General features: G+C 60.1%; 12 protein-coding genes and 3 pseudogenes. 8 read left to right on the top strand and 7 right to left on the bottom strand.

Annotated features, from left to right (window positions below; translation table 11 throughout):
• Nucleotides 1–370 precede the first annotated feature (370 nt).
• The 4 genes from RI103_RS34905 to RI103_RS34890 all read left to right on the top strand — a co-directional run bounded on the left by RI103_RS34905 (nucleotide 371) and on the right by RI103_RS34890 (nucleotide 4,079).
• The gene (locus RI103_RS34905; protein ID WP_310819326.1) at nucleotides 371–808 is read left to right on the top strand and encodes a DUF3564 family protein; all 438 of its coding nucleotides are present in this window, start codon (nucleotides 371–373) and stop codon (nucleotides 806–808) included.
• Nucleotides 809–960: 152 nt separating this feature from the next.
• Nucleotides 961–1,452 (top strand): universal stress protein, encoded by a 492-nt coding sequence (locus RI103_RS34900; protein WP_310819325.1) that lies wholly within the window; start codon nucleotides 961–963, stop codon nucleotides 1,450–1,452.
• 102 nt (nucleotides 1,453–1,554) lie between these two features.
• Complete coding sequence (locus RI103_RS34895) at nucleotides 1,555–2,520, top strand: universal stress protein (protein ID WP_310819324.1); 966 nt, start codon at nucleotides 1,555–1,557, stop codon at nucleotides 2,518–2,520.
• A 545-nt stretch (nucleotides 2,521–3,065) separates the two neighbouring features.
• A complete protein-coding gene (locus tag RI103_RS34890) occupies nucleotides 3,066–4,079 on the top strand; it encodes an alpha/beta fold hydrolase (RefSeq protein WP_310819240.1) in 1,014 nt (337 codons plus the stop codon).
• 844 nt (nucleotides 4,080–4,923) lie between these two features.
• On the opposite strand, the gene RI103_RS34885 is transcribed toward RI103_RS34890, so the two are convergent.
• The 6 genes from RI103_RS34885 to RI103_RS34860 all read right to left on the bottom strand — a co-directional run bounded on the left by RI103_RS34885 (nucleotide 4,924) and on the right by RI103_RS34860 (nucleotide 10,839).
• Entirely contained in the window at nucleotides 4,924–6,360 is a 1,437-nt protein-coding gene (locus RI103_RS34885) for an alginate export family protein (RefSeq protein ID WP_310819323.1), read from the bottom strand.
• A gap of 157 nt (nucleotides 6,361–6,517) precedes the next feature.
• Entirely contained in the window at nucleotides 6,518–7,210 is a 693-nt protein-coding gene (locus RI103_RS34880) for a YoaK family protein (protein ID WP_310819322.1), read from the bottom strand.
• 74 nt (nucleotides 7,211–7,284) lie between these two features.
• Nucleotides 7,285–8,202 carry a glyoxalase gene (locus RI103_RS34875; RefSeq protein ID WP_310819321.1) on the bottom strand — a complete coding sequence of 306 codons (918 nt, stop codon included), beginning with the start codon at nucleotides 8,200–8,202 and terminating at the stop codon, nucleotides 7,285–7,287.
• 25 nt (nucleotides 8,203–8,227) lie between these two features.
• The gene (locus tag RI103_RS34870; protein ID WP_310819376.1) at nucleotides 8,228–8,599 is read right to left on the bottom strand and encodes a DoxX family protein; all 372 of its coding nucleotides are present in this window, start codon (nucleotides 8,597–8,599) and stop codon (nucleotides 8,228–8,230) included.
• A gap of 63 nt (nucleotides 8,600–8,662) precedes the next feature.
• A complete protein-coding gene (locus RI103_RS34865) occupies nucleotides 8,663–10,552 on the bottom strand; it encodes an amidohydrolase (RefSeq protein ID WP_310819320.1) in 1,890 nt (629 codons plus the stop codon).
• Nucleotides 10,549–10,839 carry a XapX domain-containing protein gene (locus RI103_RS34860; RefSeq protein ID WP_310819319.1) on the bottom strand — a complete coding sequence of 97 codons (291 nt, stop codon included), beginning with the start codon at nucleotides 10,837–10,839 and terminating at the stop codon, nucleotides 10,549–10,551. Before RI103_RS34860 ends, RI103_RS34865 begins: the two co-directional genes overlap by 4 nt.
• A 511-nt stretch (nucleotides 10,840–11,350) precedes the next feature.
• Here RI103_RS34860 and RI103_RS34855 point away from each other — a divergent pair.
• The 3 genes and pseudogenes from RI103_RS34855 (at nucleotide 11,351) to RI103_RS34845 (ending at nucleotide 13,523) form a co-directional block, all read left to right on the top strand.
• The gene (locus tag RI103_RS34855) at nucleotides 11,351–12,040 is read left to right on the top strand and encodes a hydrolase (RefSeq protein WP_310819318.1); all 690 of its coding nucleotides are present in this window, start codon (nucleotides 11,351–11,353) and stop codon (nucleotides 12,038–12,040) included.
• A 158-nt stretch (nucleotides 12,041–12,198) separates the two neighbouring features.
• Nucleotides 12,199–12,366 (top strand): annotated as a pseudogene (locus tag RI103_RS39800) (DUF1427 family protein); the annotation flags it as partial.
• Nucleotides 12,367–12,656: 290 nt separating this feature from the next.
• A complete protein-coding gene (locus tag RI103_RS34845; protein ID WP_310819316.1) occupies nucleotides 12,657–13,523 on the top strand; it encodes an oxidoreductase in 867 nt (288 codons plus the stop codon).
• Nucleotides 13,524–13,593: 70 nt separating this feature from the next.
• Here the strand turns inward: RI103_RS34845 and RI103_RS34840 are convergent.
• Nucleotides 13,594–14,385 (bottom strand): annotated as a pseudogene (locus tag RI103_RS34840) (ISL3 family transposase); the annotation flags it as partial.
• 25 nt (nucleotides 14,386–14,410) lie between these two features.
• On the opposite strand from RI103_RS34840, the pseudogene RI103_RS34835 reads away from it, so the two are divergent.
• A pseudogene (locus tag RI103_RS34835) lies at nucleotides 14,411–14,602 on the top strand (ISL3 family transposase); the annotation flags it as partial.
• Nucleotides 14,603–14,785 lie beyond the last annotated feature (183 nt).

Raw genomic sequence — 14,785 nt, 5'->3', positions numbered from 1 at the left:
GCGAATGACGCATCATGGCCGGCTCCTGTCCCACGCGTCGGACGCATCTCGACCCTCAACAGCCGCTCAGGCCGGCCCGAAGTCAATGGCAGCTTCCAGGGGGACGTCGGACGTCCGCCACGCTGCTCACTGCAACACTTGGCCGACCCCGCAAATTTCGTTCCGGCGAAGTGACCCGAGCGTCCGACCTGGCGGTGACCCATAGGCAATGTCAACGGTTAGCCTGCCCAGATCGTCTGGACGGTGCGAATTAAACCGGCATTGGCGACACCCTGACGCATACAAATCGCTTTCAATCGGGCGTATGGTTGATATGTCAAGCGCCGACTGTGGCGGATCACGAAGCTACAACCAATGCTCGGAGAATTCCATGCGCATCACGCTCCATCTCGACTCCTTCGACCGCATTGCCCCGAATGCCTATGCGATCCTTTGGCTCGACAACGAAAGCCACAAATGGTCGCGCGAAGGTCATGCCGGTCTCCAACTTCCCGAATGGGGCAAGCTACGGATCGATGCTCGCGGCACGCTGGTCTGCGGTCAACATGATGCGGGCCCCCTGTTCATCCTCGAAGGTCTCGCAATGGAAGCCCAAGCTGGTCCGTTCGAGGGCGAATCTGGCGAGGCGCTCTGGTGCTGCGGTGAACGTGAAGAAAACGAAGCATGCTTTGCGGGGCACTGGCGTGTGCAGTGCGTCGACGAGGACACCGTTGTTGCCGAGCACAGCGTGTTCGCGGAGGACGACGGTCTAAGGCGAGTACACAGGCCGGCAAACAGTACAGGCGCGACGTGGGCACGCTCGATCTAAACTGTTGTGACTCGAAAGCGCACCGTCTAGACGTACGAACACCCTGCCCAACGGTTTGCGCGCCCCGCAGTGCAGATACCGGCGTAAGCGCCCGGTAGCATTGCATCCGCCTAATTAAGCAACAAGGGGCGCATCTTCATCGGAGCTCAGTCATGTACCAGAAGATCATGGTTGCAGTCGACGGCAGCGAAACATCAAAGCAGGCGTTGAACGAAGCGGTGCGGGTTGCAGCGTTGTCGCATGGCAAGCTTCACGCCGTGTACGTCATCGATCTGGCGGCGGCACTCTTTCCATACGCAGGCGACTTCGATTCCAATGTGATGATGGACGCATTCCGGCGCGACGGCCGCGAGGCGCTCGAAGATGCAGAGGCACGGTTTGCCAAGGCGGGCGTAAGCGGCGCGACCGAGCTCGTCGAGACCGGGCACATCGGCGAGGAAGTCGCCCATCGCCTGCTCACGTGTGCGCAACGGCTCGGCGCAGACCTGGCGGTGATCGGCACACACGGCCGGCGCGGCGTGCGACGTGCAATTCTCGGCAGTGTTGCCGAACGCTTTGTACGCCTATCCGAATGTCCGGTGCTGCTCGTGCGTACGGACGACGCGCGTCCGAATGAGGACACGCACAGAGCATCTGAAGGGTAACCGGTACGTGCGGTCAGCGACTGCCCGTGCTATTAAGGTACCGATCGCCGTGCTGGTAGCATGGCACCTAACGCCGCGGCCACCCGCGGGGAGGTGAAAGTCATGAGCGATGTCACCGCACAACCTGATGAGCCGCAACCGATCGTCCACATTGAGCTGGCAGCCGATTCATCGGTCGCGTCAAATCGGCTCGCGGCCTACGTGCGCGACCTGCTGCATCCAGGCATGCGTGTGTCGGTGGTGAGCGTCGCCGACAACCCGCGCGTGTTGACGCCACAGTTGCGTTTCGTCGACGCAGCACTCGACGCTGCGCGTGAAGAGTTGCGGCGCGACGCCGGCGCGGCGCTCGAGGCGGCGCGAGACATCGTAAGTACAAGCGGCGCGGACGTACAGACGCGGCTGATCGACCTGTCGCGCGAAGGTGGCGTCATCACGGATGTGCTCGTCGCCGACGCACTCGAGCGCCGCGCCGACCTGCTCGCGGTTGGCTCACGGCAGCGCCACGGCATTCTGCAGTGGGCTGACGCCAGCGTATCGCGGCCAGTCACGCGCGATGCTCACTGTTCGATGCTGATCGTGCCTGACAGCTTCGAGCGCCGCTCTGTCGGGCCGCTCGAACGGATCATGTTCGCAATCGACGGCAGCACCGCGTCGCGTTATGCGATGCGTTACGGGCTGCAGCTTGCATCGGCACAGACGGGCCTGCTGGCGGTGTATGTCGTCGATCGCGCCGTGCGGCTGTTCGATATCTTGCCGGCGAATGCGCTGCAAGATGCGTACATTGCAGACGGCAAACGCGCGCTCAGCGACGCGGCGACGCTCTTTGCGCGCTATCCGAATCCCTCGAAAACCGCGCTGCTATCGACTAAACCTATTAGCGACGATGTTGCGCATGCGCTCGCCCGCGAAGCGGTGCGTGTGCGCGCGGAACTGCTGGTGGTCGGCACGCATGGTCGCCGTGGGCTGACCGGTTGGCTACTCGGCAGCGTCGCGCGGCGCGTCGCGCGACTATCGGAGGTGCCGGTGTTGCTGGTGCGGCCTGAGGCTTTGCCGGATCGAGTGAGCTGAAAGGATGTTTCGTTTTCGGGAACCAGGATCTGACGAGCGAAAATTGGTGTGCATCGGTCGCGCTCTTTTGGCCATGCTTCGCTCTGCGGGGTCGAACAACGGTTTGCGGAGGTAAAGCCGACGTCTGAGCGTCCGGTCAGCTCCTGGTTGGAATGTCGCTTGGTGGCCGGACTGAGACCTTGCTGCTGCGGCCCTGCAACCTACAGGACCTGACCTGCTTTCGCCGGCGACATCAATTTCGCGTCTGGAAACCCTTTCCCGCTGAACCGCCACCGGCACGGACGAATCGAAGGTGCCCATCCGGGAATCGCCCGGCAAACTGCAACGCTGCGCTGGCACAGCGCAGAATTCAATAGTTCGCGATAATTTGCAACGCGCTTCGATGTAGACAACGTCAATCCGTATAACGATGAGGTCAAGCGGAGCGTTTGCGGCACGTTTGTCGATGCGCTTGATGCCTGCCCCGCCCATTGCGGCCATGTGCTATTGCGCTTGCCGCGATCATTACAGCCACCATTACTTTTACTTCACTGACGATTCAACAGATGGATGATTACTTCACCTTCGATGCCGGCAACGTGGTGTTGCAGTCCGGCATGACTTTCCGTGGGGCAAAGCTTGCCTACCAAACTTATGGCACGCTCAACAACGACAAATCGAACGTCATCCTCTATTTGACCTCGTTTGCCGCGCATCACTACGACATCGACTGGATGGTCGGTCCTGGCAAGGCGCTCGACACCGACAAGTATTTTGTCGTCATCCCAAGTTTGTTTGGCAATGGGCTTTCGTCTTCGCCGAGCAATGCCAGCGTGCCATACAACAGCAACCGCTGGCCGAACTTCACAATGATGGACAACGTGCGAATCCAGCATCGGCTCTTGACGGAACAGCTGGGCATCCGCTCGGTGCGCCTGGCGCTCGGCTGGTCGATGGGCGGCATGCAGGCCTATCATTGGGCAGCCCTGTTTCCGAACATGGTTGAGCGCCTGGTCGTGCTGTGCGGCGCGGCGAAGTGCTCGCCGCATAACCAGGTTTTTCTGGAGGGCATTCGCGCCACCCTGACGGCCGATCCCGCGTTTGAAAACGGTTATTTCGTGCGGCATCCCGAACGGGGCTTGCGCGCGATGGCACGCAGCTACGCGGCGATGGCCATGTCCCAGACGTTCTATCGGTCGGAGATGTGGCGAAAGTCCGGGCACTCGTCGCTCGAGGACTATCTGGTCTTCTCGTGGGAAGGCAACTTCCTCAAGCGCGACGCCAACAATCTGCTGTCGCACCTCTGGACGTGGCAGCACGCCAATATCGCGGACAACGAGCTCTATCGCGGCGACTTCGATGCGGCGCTGCGTGCGATCACCGCCAAGGCCCTGATCATGCCCGGTGATACCGATCTTTACTTCCAGGTCGAGGATAACCGGCTCGAAGTGGAGCAGATGTCCAATGCACGGCTGCTGCCGATCCGCTCCGACTGGGGACATCGCGCTGGCTTGCCGTCAGTATGCAAGGAAGACGCGGACCTCATCACCGCTTCGATCAGGAGCTTGCTGGACGATTAATCCACTCGGGTGGGGCACGCATGTGCCCCACCGCCGCACACATGGCGGAAGTCAGGAAGGGGGGCAAAAGTAGCGGATTGCCACGGTTGCGGCACGAAGAAGACGACGCCGGTGAGACCAACGTCACTTCGTGGCGGACTCGAGGGCGCTAATCGACCCTCATCGGCCACCCGCAAGCTCACCTCGCCAATGTCCACGACGAAGGGTAAATCCGACACTCCGGGACAGGCTGCTCCAGATCGGCCTTTAGATCCCGGCCATGCCTTGGCGGCCGAGAAAGTGTGACTCATCGCCCCCTCCGATCCATCAGTATTCCGCAGAAACTGGTGACGCTTCGCACATTACCTCTCCGTGCCCCTTCGCAGCGACCGCGTCAGGCAGCGACACGATGGCGCCCAAAGGCGAGGCATGCGCTCCACGGCAACGAAGGATTGACAGCATGCACGACGGCCGCGACGACGACCGTCGTGAACAGCACGGCCCCAACGCCAGGGAAATGATCGGGCCAACCTCTCGTCGAAAGTCGTCCCAAGCTGTATAAAACGCACTGGACATCAGCAGCGGCAGGAGGGCCGCTGTGCGTACGAGACCGGGGTCGATTTCGGGAGAATGCCCGCCAATAAGGAATGCGCGACATCCGCCAACCAGCAGCGCGAGTGCGGGAGAATATGCCACGCGGTCAGCGAGCCTGGTCAGCACGCGCGCGCCTGCCATCAAGCAGGTAGCTGAAGAACTGGACATTATCGTTGGGCAACTCTGTGAGAACGAGCGCTACCGGGACTGCCATCCTGAAGCATGCTTTTCTTCCGCGTGATACGGCGCCCGAACCTTCTCCCGCGCGACGCTACCAACCATACTTCAGCTCCAGCCCAACATAGTCGGCGTTGCTCCCGCCCAGCTCGCGGACGGAGTCTCCGACCTGGAAATGAACGGCCTCAACGGATGCAATCAGGTTGGCCGCCACGGTCCAGTCAGCACGTATTTGTGCGTAGGCGCCGGTCCATCGCGTGCCGTGGCCAGCGGTACCCGGGACGACAGCACTTCCCTGCTGGTAAATGGCGTCGTTCGTGCTCATCCGCCATTGGAATCCGAGGGCGAATAACAAGGCCAGCTTGCTGGACGGCTTGAGGGTAATCGAGGGCTTCACATGGATGAGGTTGGCATACCCCGTGTAGCCCGCCAACGTGAAGTAATAACCGTTCGGGAAAAGCGGATTGAAGGTCTCGACGCGGCTGTCGTTCAAATGGCGGTCACCGGATGCCGCATCGACCTGCACACCGAAGCGCGGCTTCCAGGGCGAATCGAGCGTGTAGCCGAGCAGCGAGCCCACCGCCCATGCAGCAATCGGTTTGTCGCCGACGTGGCCCGTTTGGTACATCGACTCCAAGTCCCAATCCGTGGCTGCGATTTTTCCCGTATATCGCAGGTCAAACACGTTGCGATGCTCATCGCCTTGCGCATCAAGGAAGTGTGCACCGTCACGGGTGTAAAGCGAATAGTATCCAGACAGGTCTCCAGGCCCAACGCCCTGCCGTTCGAAACGCACGCCGCTAAAGGTCAAATGGCTATTCGACGTGTCGTCGAATACCGTGACGTCGCGGTACTGAACGGGCTGGGTCAGGTAACCGATGAAGCGCCATTTCTGATACTCGTAATCGGCCCAGATAGCGTCGTACGCCTGCCGTACGTTCGGACCGTCGCGAACGGAAATAAACCGTTGAAGGTCGAATGCCATTTCCTGGCGGCCGACGCGGAATTTCAGTGTTCCGGGCCCAAGCGGACTGACCCACGCAACAAAGGCCTGTTCCAGATCGAGCGGATTCTTGTCAACAGGGGTCACCATATCCTTGCCGAACGGCCTGGCATCTTCGAGTTGCGCAAAGAATTGAAGGTACGGGCCAATTCGCGCATCCGCACTGACCTGCGCGCGCTGGATTACGTAGGTATCCGGCTGTCCCGAGCCGATGCCGAATAGAGGCGCGTTGTTGATCTCGAGGCGCTCGCGCAGATTGGCTCCGAGCGACAGATACGAATATGGGTCAGCTCCGAGCGGGATATATTTCAGGCTGTCCAGTGGCTTGCGGGGTACACAGGGATTCTTGAGAACGGACCAATCTTCTTGCCAGCGATTGAACATCACGACCGGCCGCTTGGCGTCGCACGTCTCAGTCGGCGTGCCGGTCTGCTGAGATGGCTGCCCCTCGTTATCCGCCCGCGTGTCTTCACAAAACGCGAGCGCGAGCCCAGCGACGGCAATCCCTATATATGCCGCGAGTTGCATCCCTCCTGGCCTCCCGCCCTGTCAACATTGTTCTTCCGGCCTCTATGGAGTGAGGTGTTGCGTCACCCAACACCTCACGCACTCTTCGGATGTCATCAAGCCACCGTCGATGCCTCTCCCTCTGTCACGACCAGCGAGTGCGCCCGCAGCAGAAGTATCAAGCGGCAAGCTTACCTACCGCGTTCCGGTGCATCCAGGAGCGAATTGCCAGCCAGGCGACCCCGATAACCGGCAACAGCAAAGCCCAGAAGCCATAGTGTCTGTAAGCCAGAGCGCCGGCGACGGCGCCGAGCCCGAACGCTGCAATTGCTGGAAGCATTTTGGCGACTCGCGTTCGTGCAGCAGTCTTGATGTCCGCCGCAACGCGTGGCGAACACAGGTCAAGCGTGTCAAGAATGACCTGCGTCACGTTCCCGGTCATGACGGTATTCGGCACACCGGGCCTGGCAACAAGACGGCTGTGGGCGTTCTGGACACCCATCGCTGTCGCGCCAATCATCCCACACACGACCACCGCCCAATTTTCCGGGTTGAACCTGGGTCCGAGCCTGGCACCTGCAAAGCAGAACGCCAGAAGCAGGAGCGCCTGCACGGCGTAGAGCATGCACGCGCCGCGCATCGGGGTCTCGGGGCTTTGGCCGCGAATGATGAAGCTGCTCAGCGCGACTCCCAGGATAAAAGCAGGAAACGCCATCAATTTAAGGACGACGCCCTGCCCATACCCTGCGACGCCACCACCAATGAGCACGAAGTTCCCCGTCACGTGCGCGGTGAACAGGCCGAACAGCGCGAAAAAACTGAGAGTGTCGACATAACCAGCAATTGCGGACAGCAAACTATCGTCATTCATTGCTCACCCTATGGAGAAGCGTCAGCGAGGATTGGCCTCTCGAATATCGACACTCCTGTTGTCGTGATGCTGTCCTATTTCGCAGCCGCGTGAATTTCTGCGATGTATCCGCCCGGGAACTGGACTATTGCCGATTCTCTCCGGTCCGACGTAAAAGGCGGCACGAGAACCGAAACACCAGCGGCCTGAGCCTTCTTCATGGTGTCATCGAAGTCCTTCACTTCATACCCGGTCATCTCGCGCCCGTATGGGTACGGCAGACGTCCATCTGTCACAAAGACGGTCATGTTCCCGAATCCCGACGTCAGTCGAACGCGCCGGAAGGTATCGTTCGGCCGACCGATTTCAACGCCTGGCGCGCTGTGATTGTCGGAAACCACCTTCCCGTGCGAGAACCCGACCCAGTTCTTGATGAGTGCGTTTGCACGCCCCGGCGAGACGTACACCCGGTTCTCCGGAACGGTCTCGAGCGCCCCGTAGTTCGGAGCCTGCGTGTGCCAGTAGAGCTGCATGTGCACGCCGCCCGGCCACGAGATGACTGCATCACGCCCAATCGGGTCCGGGAAAGTATCGACTACGACATCAGCGCCGTGAGCCTTCGCCGATTTCATCGCGCCGTCCATGTCCGTGACTAGGTAGCCGGTACGCTCGTCACCAAACGGAAACGGAATCGGTGTCTTGAAGCCGAACACCGAAATCGTACCCACCGGCGTGAAGACCAGTTGGGACATCGTCTGGCTCGGTGTCGGTGTCACCTGGAAGACGCCTTGCTGCGATTTGTGGCCGCCAAACGTGGCGGCGAAGCTCTCCGTGAACTTGTCGAAGTCTTCAGGTGCCACATACACGTGAGTGGTGTCGTACTGCGGCCCGACAGAGTAAGACGCAGATTGCGGCGCCCCGATGTTTGCCTTTGCGAAAGAAATCGACGGAGCACTTGAAACCAGACCCAGAGCAAGAGCAACGGCGACACCGAGCGATTGAAAGTTACGCATGATAGTGAGTTCCCTGTCCTTTTTTTTAGACGCGTGAGCGTCGCTCACCGCTGGCCAGATAGGTGACCATCACGAAGGCGGCAATCAGCCCGAGGTGCTCAAAAAAACTGTTCAGCGCAATGAAGCGTGCCACACCTTCCAGACGCCAGAAGTTGTTCGCCACGAGCATCGCCACCCCCGTCAATCCAGCCAGCGCTCCCGCTCCGAGCCACGTGAACCTGTTGAAGATGACGCACAGGGAGCCGGCAATCTCCACGAAAATCGCCAGGGTAGCCCAAAGCCACCCGGGATGGAGACCGAAGTGCACCTGCTCAGCGACCGCGGCGTCGAAATGCATCAGCTTGGCGACACCGCCAATGAGGTACGCTGAGACGAGACAGATGCGGACCAATGGCATCACCCACGGTTGACGAAGCAGCGCCGCTACCCAGGATGGACTGTCCGCCACTGTCCCTCCCCTCTAGACCGCCCAGCACGCGCATCCCAGCGCTCCCCAGAAGCCCTTGTAGTCCGACGTCGGCGCGTTGCCGAGCCACGCGCGCCGATGGTCGTGACCGTGAACGCCGCAAGCGCGCGCGCAGTCACATGCTGTGGACGCCACCTGCTGAAGCGGCGCGCCGGACTCGTCGCCCTGCTTCCACGCGGCAAATCCGCCATACTTTCGCACCGGTGACCAGTCAGGCATCGCCGGAGGTGGGGGACTGCCGTCCAGGGCGGCGAACTCGCCAGTCGCATACACCACCTTGCCGCCTACCACCGTAAGCAAAGACGAAGCGCCAGCGATGTCGTCCTCGGCGCAGGCAAAGAAGTCGCGGTCAGGGACGATAAGGTCCGCGAGCTGACCGACTGCAATCTGCCCTTTCTTGCCGACTTCATTCGAGAACCAGGTGACCTTCTCGGTCCACATGCGCAGGGCCGTCTCACGGTCCAGACAGTTGCGCTGGGGATAAATGCGCAGGCCGCCGACCGTCTTGCCGGTCACCAGCCAGGAGAGGGAGACCCACGGGTTGTAGGACGCCACTCGCGTTGCGTCGGTCCCCGCCGACGTATGAATTCCTTTCTCGAGCATTCGCGCAACAGGCGGCGTGCCCTCAGCCGCCTTCTCACCGTATCGCTCGACGAAATACTCGCCCTGGTACGCCATCCGATGCTGGACCGCAATGCCCCCACCGAGCGCTGCGATGCGGTCCATCGACTTCTCTGAAATAGTTTCCGCGTGGTCGAAGAACCAGTTCAGGCCGGCAAGGGGAGTATCGCGGTTCACCTTCTCGAACACGTCGAGCGCGCGGCTGATGGTCTCGTCGTACGTCGCATGCATGCGCCACGGCCAGCGATTCTCCACGAGCACGCGGATGACGTCTTCGAGTTCGCCCTCCATTTCCGCAGGCATGTCCGGGCGCGCCACCCTGAAGTCCTCGAAGTCGGCCGCTGAGAACGTGAGCATCTCGCCTGCACCGTTGTGCCGGAAGTAGTCGTTCCCGTCCTTATATTTCGACGTCTTCGTCCAGTTGAGGAAGTCTTCCTTCTCACCCTTGGGCTTTTGAGTGAACAGGTTGTAGGCTAGCCTGATGGTCAGCAGTCCCTGGGCGTCAAGCTTCTGGACCACCTCGTAGTCCTCCGGGAAGTTCTGGAAACCGCCGCCGGCATCAATGGCTCCGGTGACGCCCAATCTGTTCAGCTCGCGCATGAAATGCCGCGTCGAGTTCAGCTGATATTCGAGCGGCAGCTTGGGCCCCTTTGCCAACGTCGCATAGAGGATGGCCGCGTTGGGCTTCGCGAGGAGCAACCCGGTCGGATTGCCCGCGCTATCGCGCACGATCTCGCCGCCAGGGGGCTCAGGCGTGTCCTTCGTGTAGCCCACCACTCGCAGCGCCGCGGCGTTCAGCAGCGCGCGGTCGTAAAGGTGCAGCATGAAAACCGGCGTGTCCGGTGCGGCCGCGTTCAGCTCCTCGATGGTCGGCAAGCGACGCTCGTCGAATTGGTGCTCGGTGAACCCACCGACGACACGTACCCATTGAGGCGGCGGCGTGATAGCAACCTGCGCCTTGAGCATCTCCATGGCGGTTGCCAGTGAGCGCACACCATCCCACCGAAGCTCCATGTTGAAATTCAGCCCGCCACGGATGATGTGGAGATGGTTGTCGATCAACCCCGGAAGAGCTGAACGTCCCTTCAGGTCAACCATGCGCGTGCTATCGGACTTGAGCTGACTTATTTCGCCGTCGCCGCCGACGGCAACGAATTTCCCGTCCTTGATAGCAACCGCAGTGGCGGTTGGCTTCGATTTATCCAGCGTTGTGAACCGGCCATTGAGAAGAATCAAGTCCGGCGCCTGTTGGTGAGATGTCATGAACGCTTCTCCTCAGACGATACTCCCGCCTTGGGCCGAGGTCCTTCGGAGTTCCGGCCGGGCAAAGACCCAAACAGGTGTTGATTGCAATGCTCCTCCTTCCAGGCCACACGCAGGTTGGCCCCGGAAAGCATTTTTTTTGCAACCGGGAAAATCTGTTCGCCCGCGAGTATGCCTAAAAGGCCCACCAGGGCGACGATAGGAGGCGCCGGGGGCGGCACGCCAATCAAGCTATAGACCACGCCTACCAGGATGCCAGCCAGCAGCGAAAGCACATACGCTTTCATCGATCAACCCTCCTCCAGTACGCCGCAAGCAATCGCTCGCGACGACGATCACGAAGCCGGAAACAGGAAGCATCCCTATGCGTATTCGATGAACCGGTTTCGAAAAATGTCGCCCCGCCTTGTAACGACAGATGACGTGGCATCAAAGGACGCGCTCCGGCACGATGCATGCAGCCCTTCGAGTAATAACATGACGGCAAAAAAAAGAAGCCGGCTATTGAAGGACAACGATTCTTTCGCTTTCCTCGCAGCTTATGACTTTCCATCTATAAAGAAAAGCATCCTGTCGGCATCGAAGACATGCATAAAACCCTGATATCGCCATCCACAGCTTCACATCCAGGCAATGTGGACTATGCTTCTTTGGGGCCACGAGACGGCATTGCCCATGTCTTATTTCTCCCGCGGGAGACATGTCGTTATTGGTTTCATTAGAGCAACGCGAGTGGCTCTTCCGGCGCTCAAATCTGGCGCGACGTATTGTTAGAACCTCATACGAACGGATGGCATCATGAGCAAAGAGAAACTGGAAGTACTTACTCCAACCAACAGCCAGATCATCTTCATCGATCAACAGCCTCAGATGGCCTTTGGCGTCCAGTCAATCGACCGGCAAGTACTGAAAAACAACGTCGTCGGACTGGCGAAGGCGGCGAAGACTTTCAACATCCCGACGACTATTACGACGGTCGAGAGCGAAAGCTTCTCCGGCTTTACGTACCCGGAGCTGCTCGACGTGTTCCCGGACCAGCCCACTCTCGAGCGAACCTCGATGAACTCATGGGACGACCAGAAGGTCCGCGACGCGCTCAAAAAAAACGGCCGGAACAAGGTCGTCGTCGCCGGCCTGTGGACGGAGGTCTGCAACACGACGTTCGCGCTCTGCGCGATGCTCGAAGGCGGCTACGAAATTTACATGGTCGAAGACGCCTCGGGTGGCACGTCGCAGCACGGGCATGACTATGCGATGCAGCGCATGATCCAGGCCGGCGTCGTGCCCGTGACGTGGCAACAGGTGATGCTCGAATGGCAGCGTGACTGGGCTCGCAAAGAAACCTATGACGACGTGATGAAAATCGTGAAGGAACATTCTGGCGGATACGGGATGGGCGTCGATTACGCCTACACCATGGTTCATAAGGCACCCCAGCGCACCAAAACGAAACACGAGTCTCTCGCCGCGGTCCCGGCGAAGACGTGACGGGGTGCCGCATCTTGAGCCGAAATGTGAGGCTCGCATCCGGAATCATCATTCCGGTGCGGGCTTTTCAGCGAAATGTCCATGGCACGACCTGAATGCAAATAGTTCGCGATAACCATCGAGCGCGCTGATACGCGAGTCCGAGGAATTTTCAACCAATGAAACCTTATATTCTCTCGCTCCTTGGTGGCATTCTCGCCGGCGCGATATACAGCCTGATTCGTGTACGCTCGCCGGCGCCGCCAATGGTGGCCCTCGTGGGATTGCTGGGGATGGTTTTGGGGACACAAATCATTCCAACTGGACGCCAGCTTCTAGCGAGCACTACGCTTCCGTTCGCAAAAACGGAGGTGCTGCGGACACACACTGCCGGGCCAGTTGATGTTGCACCGACCTTAATCATCGATGCATTAGAGAAGGAGTCCAGCATGGCTGAAATCTTAACGAAGCCCAGGCGGGATTTCAAAAACATCGGATTGGGGCAGATTTTGTTCGTGTATCGCCTGCCTCTTGCGGGGCACACATCGATCTTGGCGATCCCGGCGGTGATCAACAGCCACATGCACGTCATCCGCGGCGGCCAACGACCGGCCGACCAAAGTTCAAGGAGCAACTCATGACTTTCCCCACTAACCAGAATCAGGGCTTCAAGCGTGTATGGCTGATCACCGGTGCGTCGCGTGGCATGGGCGCACTCATCGCCAAAGCCGCCCTGGCCGAAGGCGACGCCGTGGTGGCGGCAGGCCGCAGTATCGACACCATCGTCGCTGCATTGGCAGAAGGGCCCGCGCTGCTTCCTGTGCGGCTTGACGTGACGCGCGAAGCCGAGGCTTTGACGGCCGTGCAGGCAGCGCTTGCACGCTTCGGCCGCATCGACGTCCTCGTCAACAATGCGGGCTTTGGCCTGCTCGGTGCGGTTGAGGAATCCAGTGATGCCGAGACGCGGCGCCAGTACGAGACCAACGTTTTCGGTTTGCTTAACGTGACGCGGGCCGTGCTGCCCTCCATGCGTGCGCGCCGCGCCGGACATGTCATCAACTTCTCAGCAATCGCCGGTTATCGGTCGGTGGCTGGCTTTGGCGTATATAGCTCGACCAAGTTTGCCGTTGAGGGCCTGAGCGAAGCGCTGCACGATGAGCTCGCGCCGCTGGGCATTCACGTCACGGTGGTTGAGCCAGGCTTCTTCCGCACCGACTTTCTCGATGCCTCCTCGCTGGCAGTGTCCCCGAACGTCATTGAAGACTATGAGGCAACGGCAGGTGCGGTGCGGTCCCAGACCGCTTCGTGGAATCACCAGCAGCCGGGGGATCCGAAGAAACTGGCGAAGGCCATGGTGGAACTCGTCCGCGCGCAGACGCCACCTCTGCGCCTGCCGCTGGGAACCGACACCCTAAACACAATTGCCCAGAAGAACGAATCAGTGGCGCTGGAAATGGAAACCTGGCGAGCATTGTCGGCATCCACGGACTTTGCTGCCGACTAACGCTGCTTCTACGCGCGCTCATCACTCGACATAGAAGAGACTATTTCGAAAATGCAGTGGGTAATGCGGCTTACGAGGCATGTGGGTTAAAGGCCGAAAAGTCGAGCCTGCCGGCGATGAGAAACATCACAGTCCGCATGGTTTTGAAGCTGGCGTACCCGCGCGCCTTGCGCTTGGCAGCTTGAAACAGGCCGTTGATCGCTTCAATGAAACCATTGGTCCGGCGCGTCTGTGCCCACGCGACGATGCCGTCGAAATGACGACGGATCATGCGCGCCACGTCCTTCATGGGTTCGACCTTGGAACGCATGACGCCGGTGCACCACCGGCGCAACATCCTGGAGAGCACATGGATCTGCTTGCGATCGAGAATCTCGCGCAGTTGCTCGCGGTACATCCAGGCAACGCGCAGCGCGGTTGGTGGTGTACTGGCTGATCAGTGCCTCGAGATCGGTCAGTTGCGCGAGGTTCAGCTTGTCCGCATCCTTGAGCAACGACCAGCGCATGCCCTTCAGTGCGGGATCGTTCTTCTGCTGCTCGCGGCGCAAACCATCGAGAGCTTTGGACGCGTGCGCAATTCCGTGAAACTGGTCGAACGTCACGCGCGCATTGGGCAGATGTTCGTCCACGCCCTTGACGAAGGCGGGCGACATGTCAATGCTGACCGATTTGATCCGCGCAGGCGTTGCGTTGTGTTCCTCCAGGTGAGTGGCAAAGCGTTCGACAACGCCGGCATCCTTGCCTGGCGTGATGAAGACCACGCGCCTGCCGTCCATGTCGGCGACCAGCGAGACATAGTCGTGGTGCCATCGGTCGCATAACGATCACAGATGGCCTTCACGCGATGCCACGACAGGCTTACCAGACCCTGCAAGACCAATCGAACGATGATGAACCAAACCCAACTTTTTGAGGCCGCCTTGGTTGTCGCGGGCAGCCGGTTTGCCTACCCCGGGGTGCCGGGCGAACACCCGGTGCACGACGCGGTCATCAAACGGCTGCGGCACCTCAACTTTTTCCAGTTCGACTGTTATCTGGAGGTGCGCGTGCCGCGTGTCCGCCTGCCGGACGGCTCGGTGCGGCGCTGATTGCCGCATTCTGCCGCAACCAGCCCTGCACCAGCTTGTTTTCCCCACGCGCGTCAAGTGTTCGCTTCGCCGGGCTTGCGCCCGCACTTGACCCGGCGCCCACCCACTCGACATTCGAAAGAGGCATATTTAAATAGGACGGTAGCGCGACGGGTACGAAGCATGTTCGTCAGA

This window comes from Paraburkholderia sp. FT54 (genome assembly GCF_031585635.1).
Classification (GTDB): domain Bacteria; phylum Pseudomonadota; class Gammaproteobacteria; order Burkholderiales; family Burkholderiaceae; genus Paraburkholderia.
This window is presented reverse-complemented; position numbering and strand designations above follow the sequence as displayed.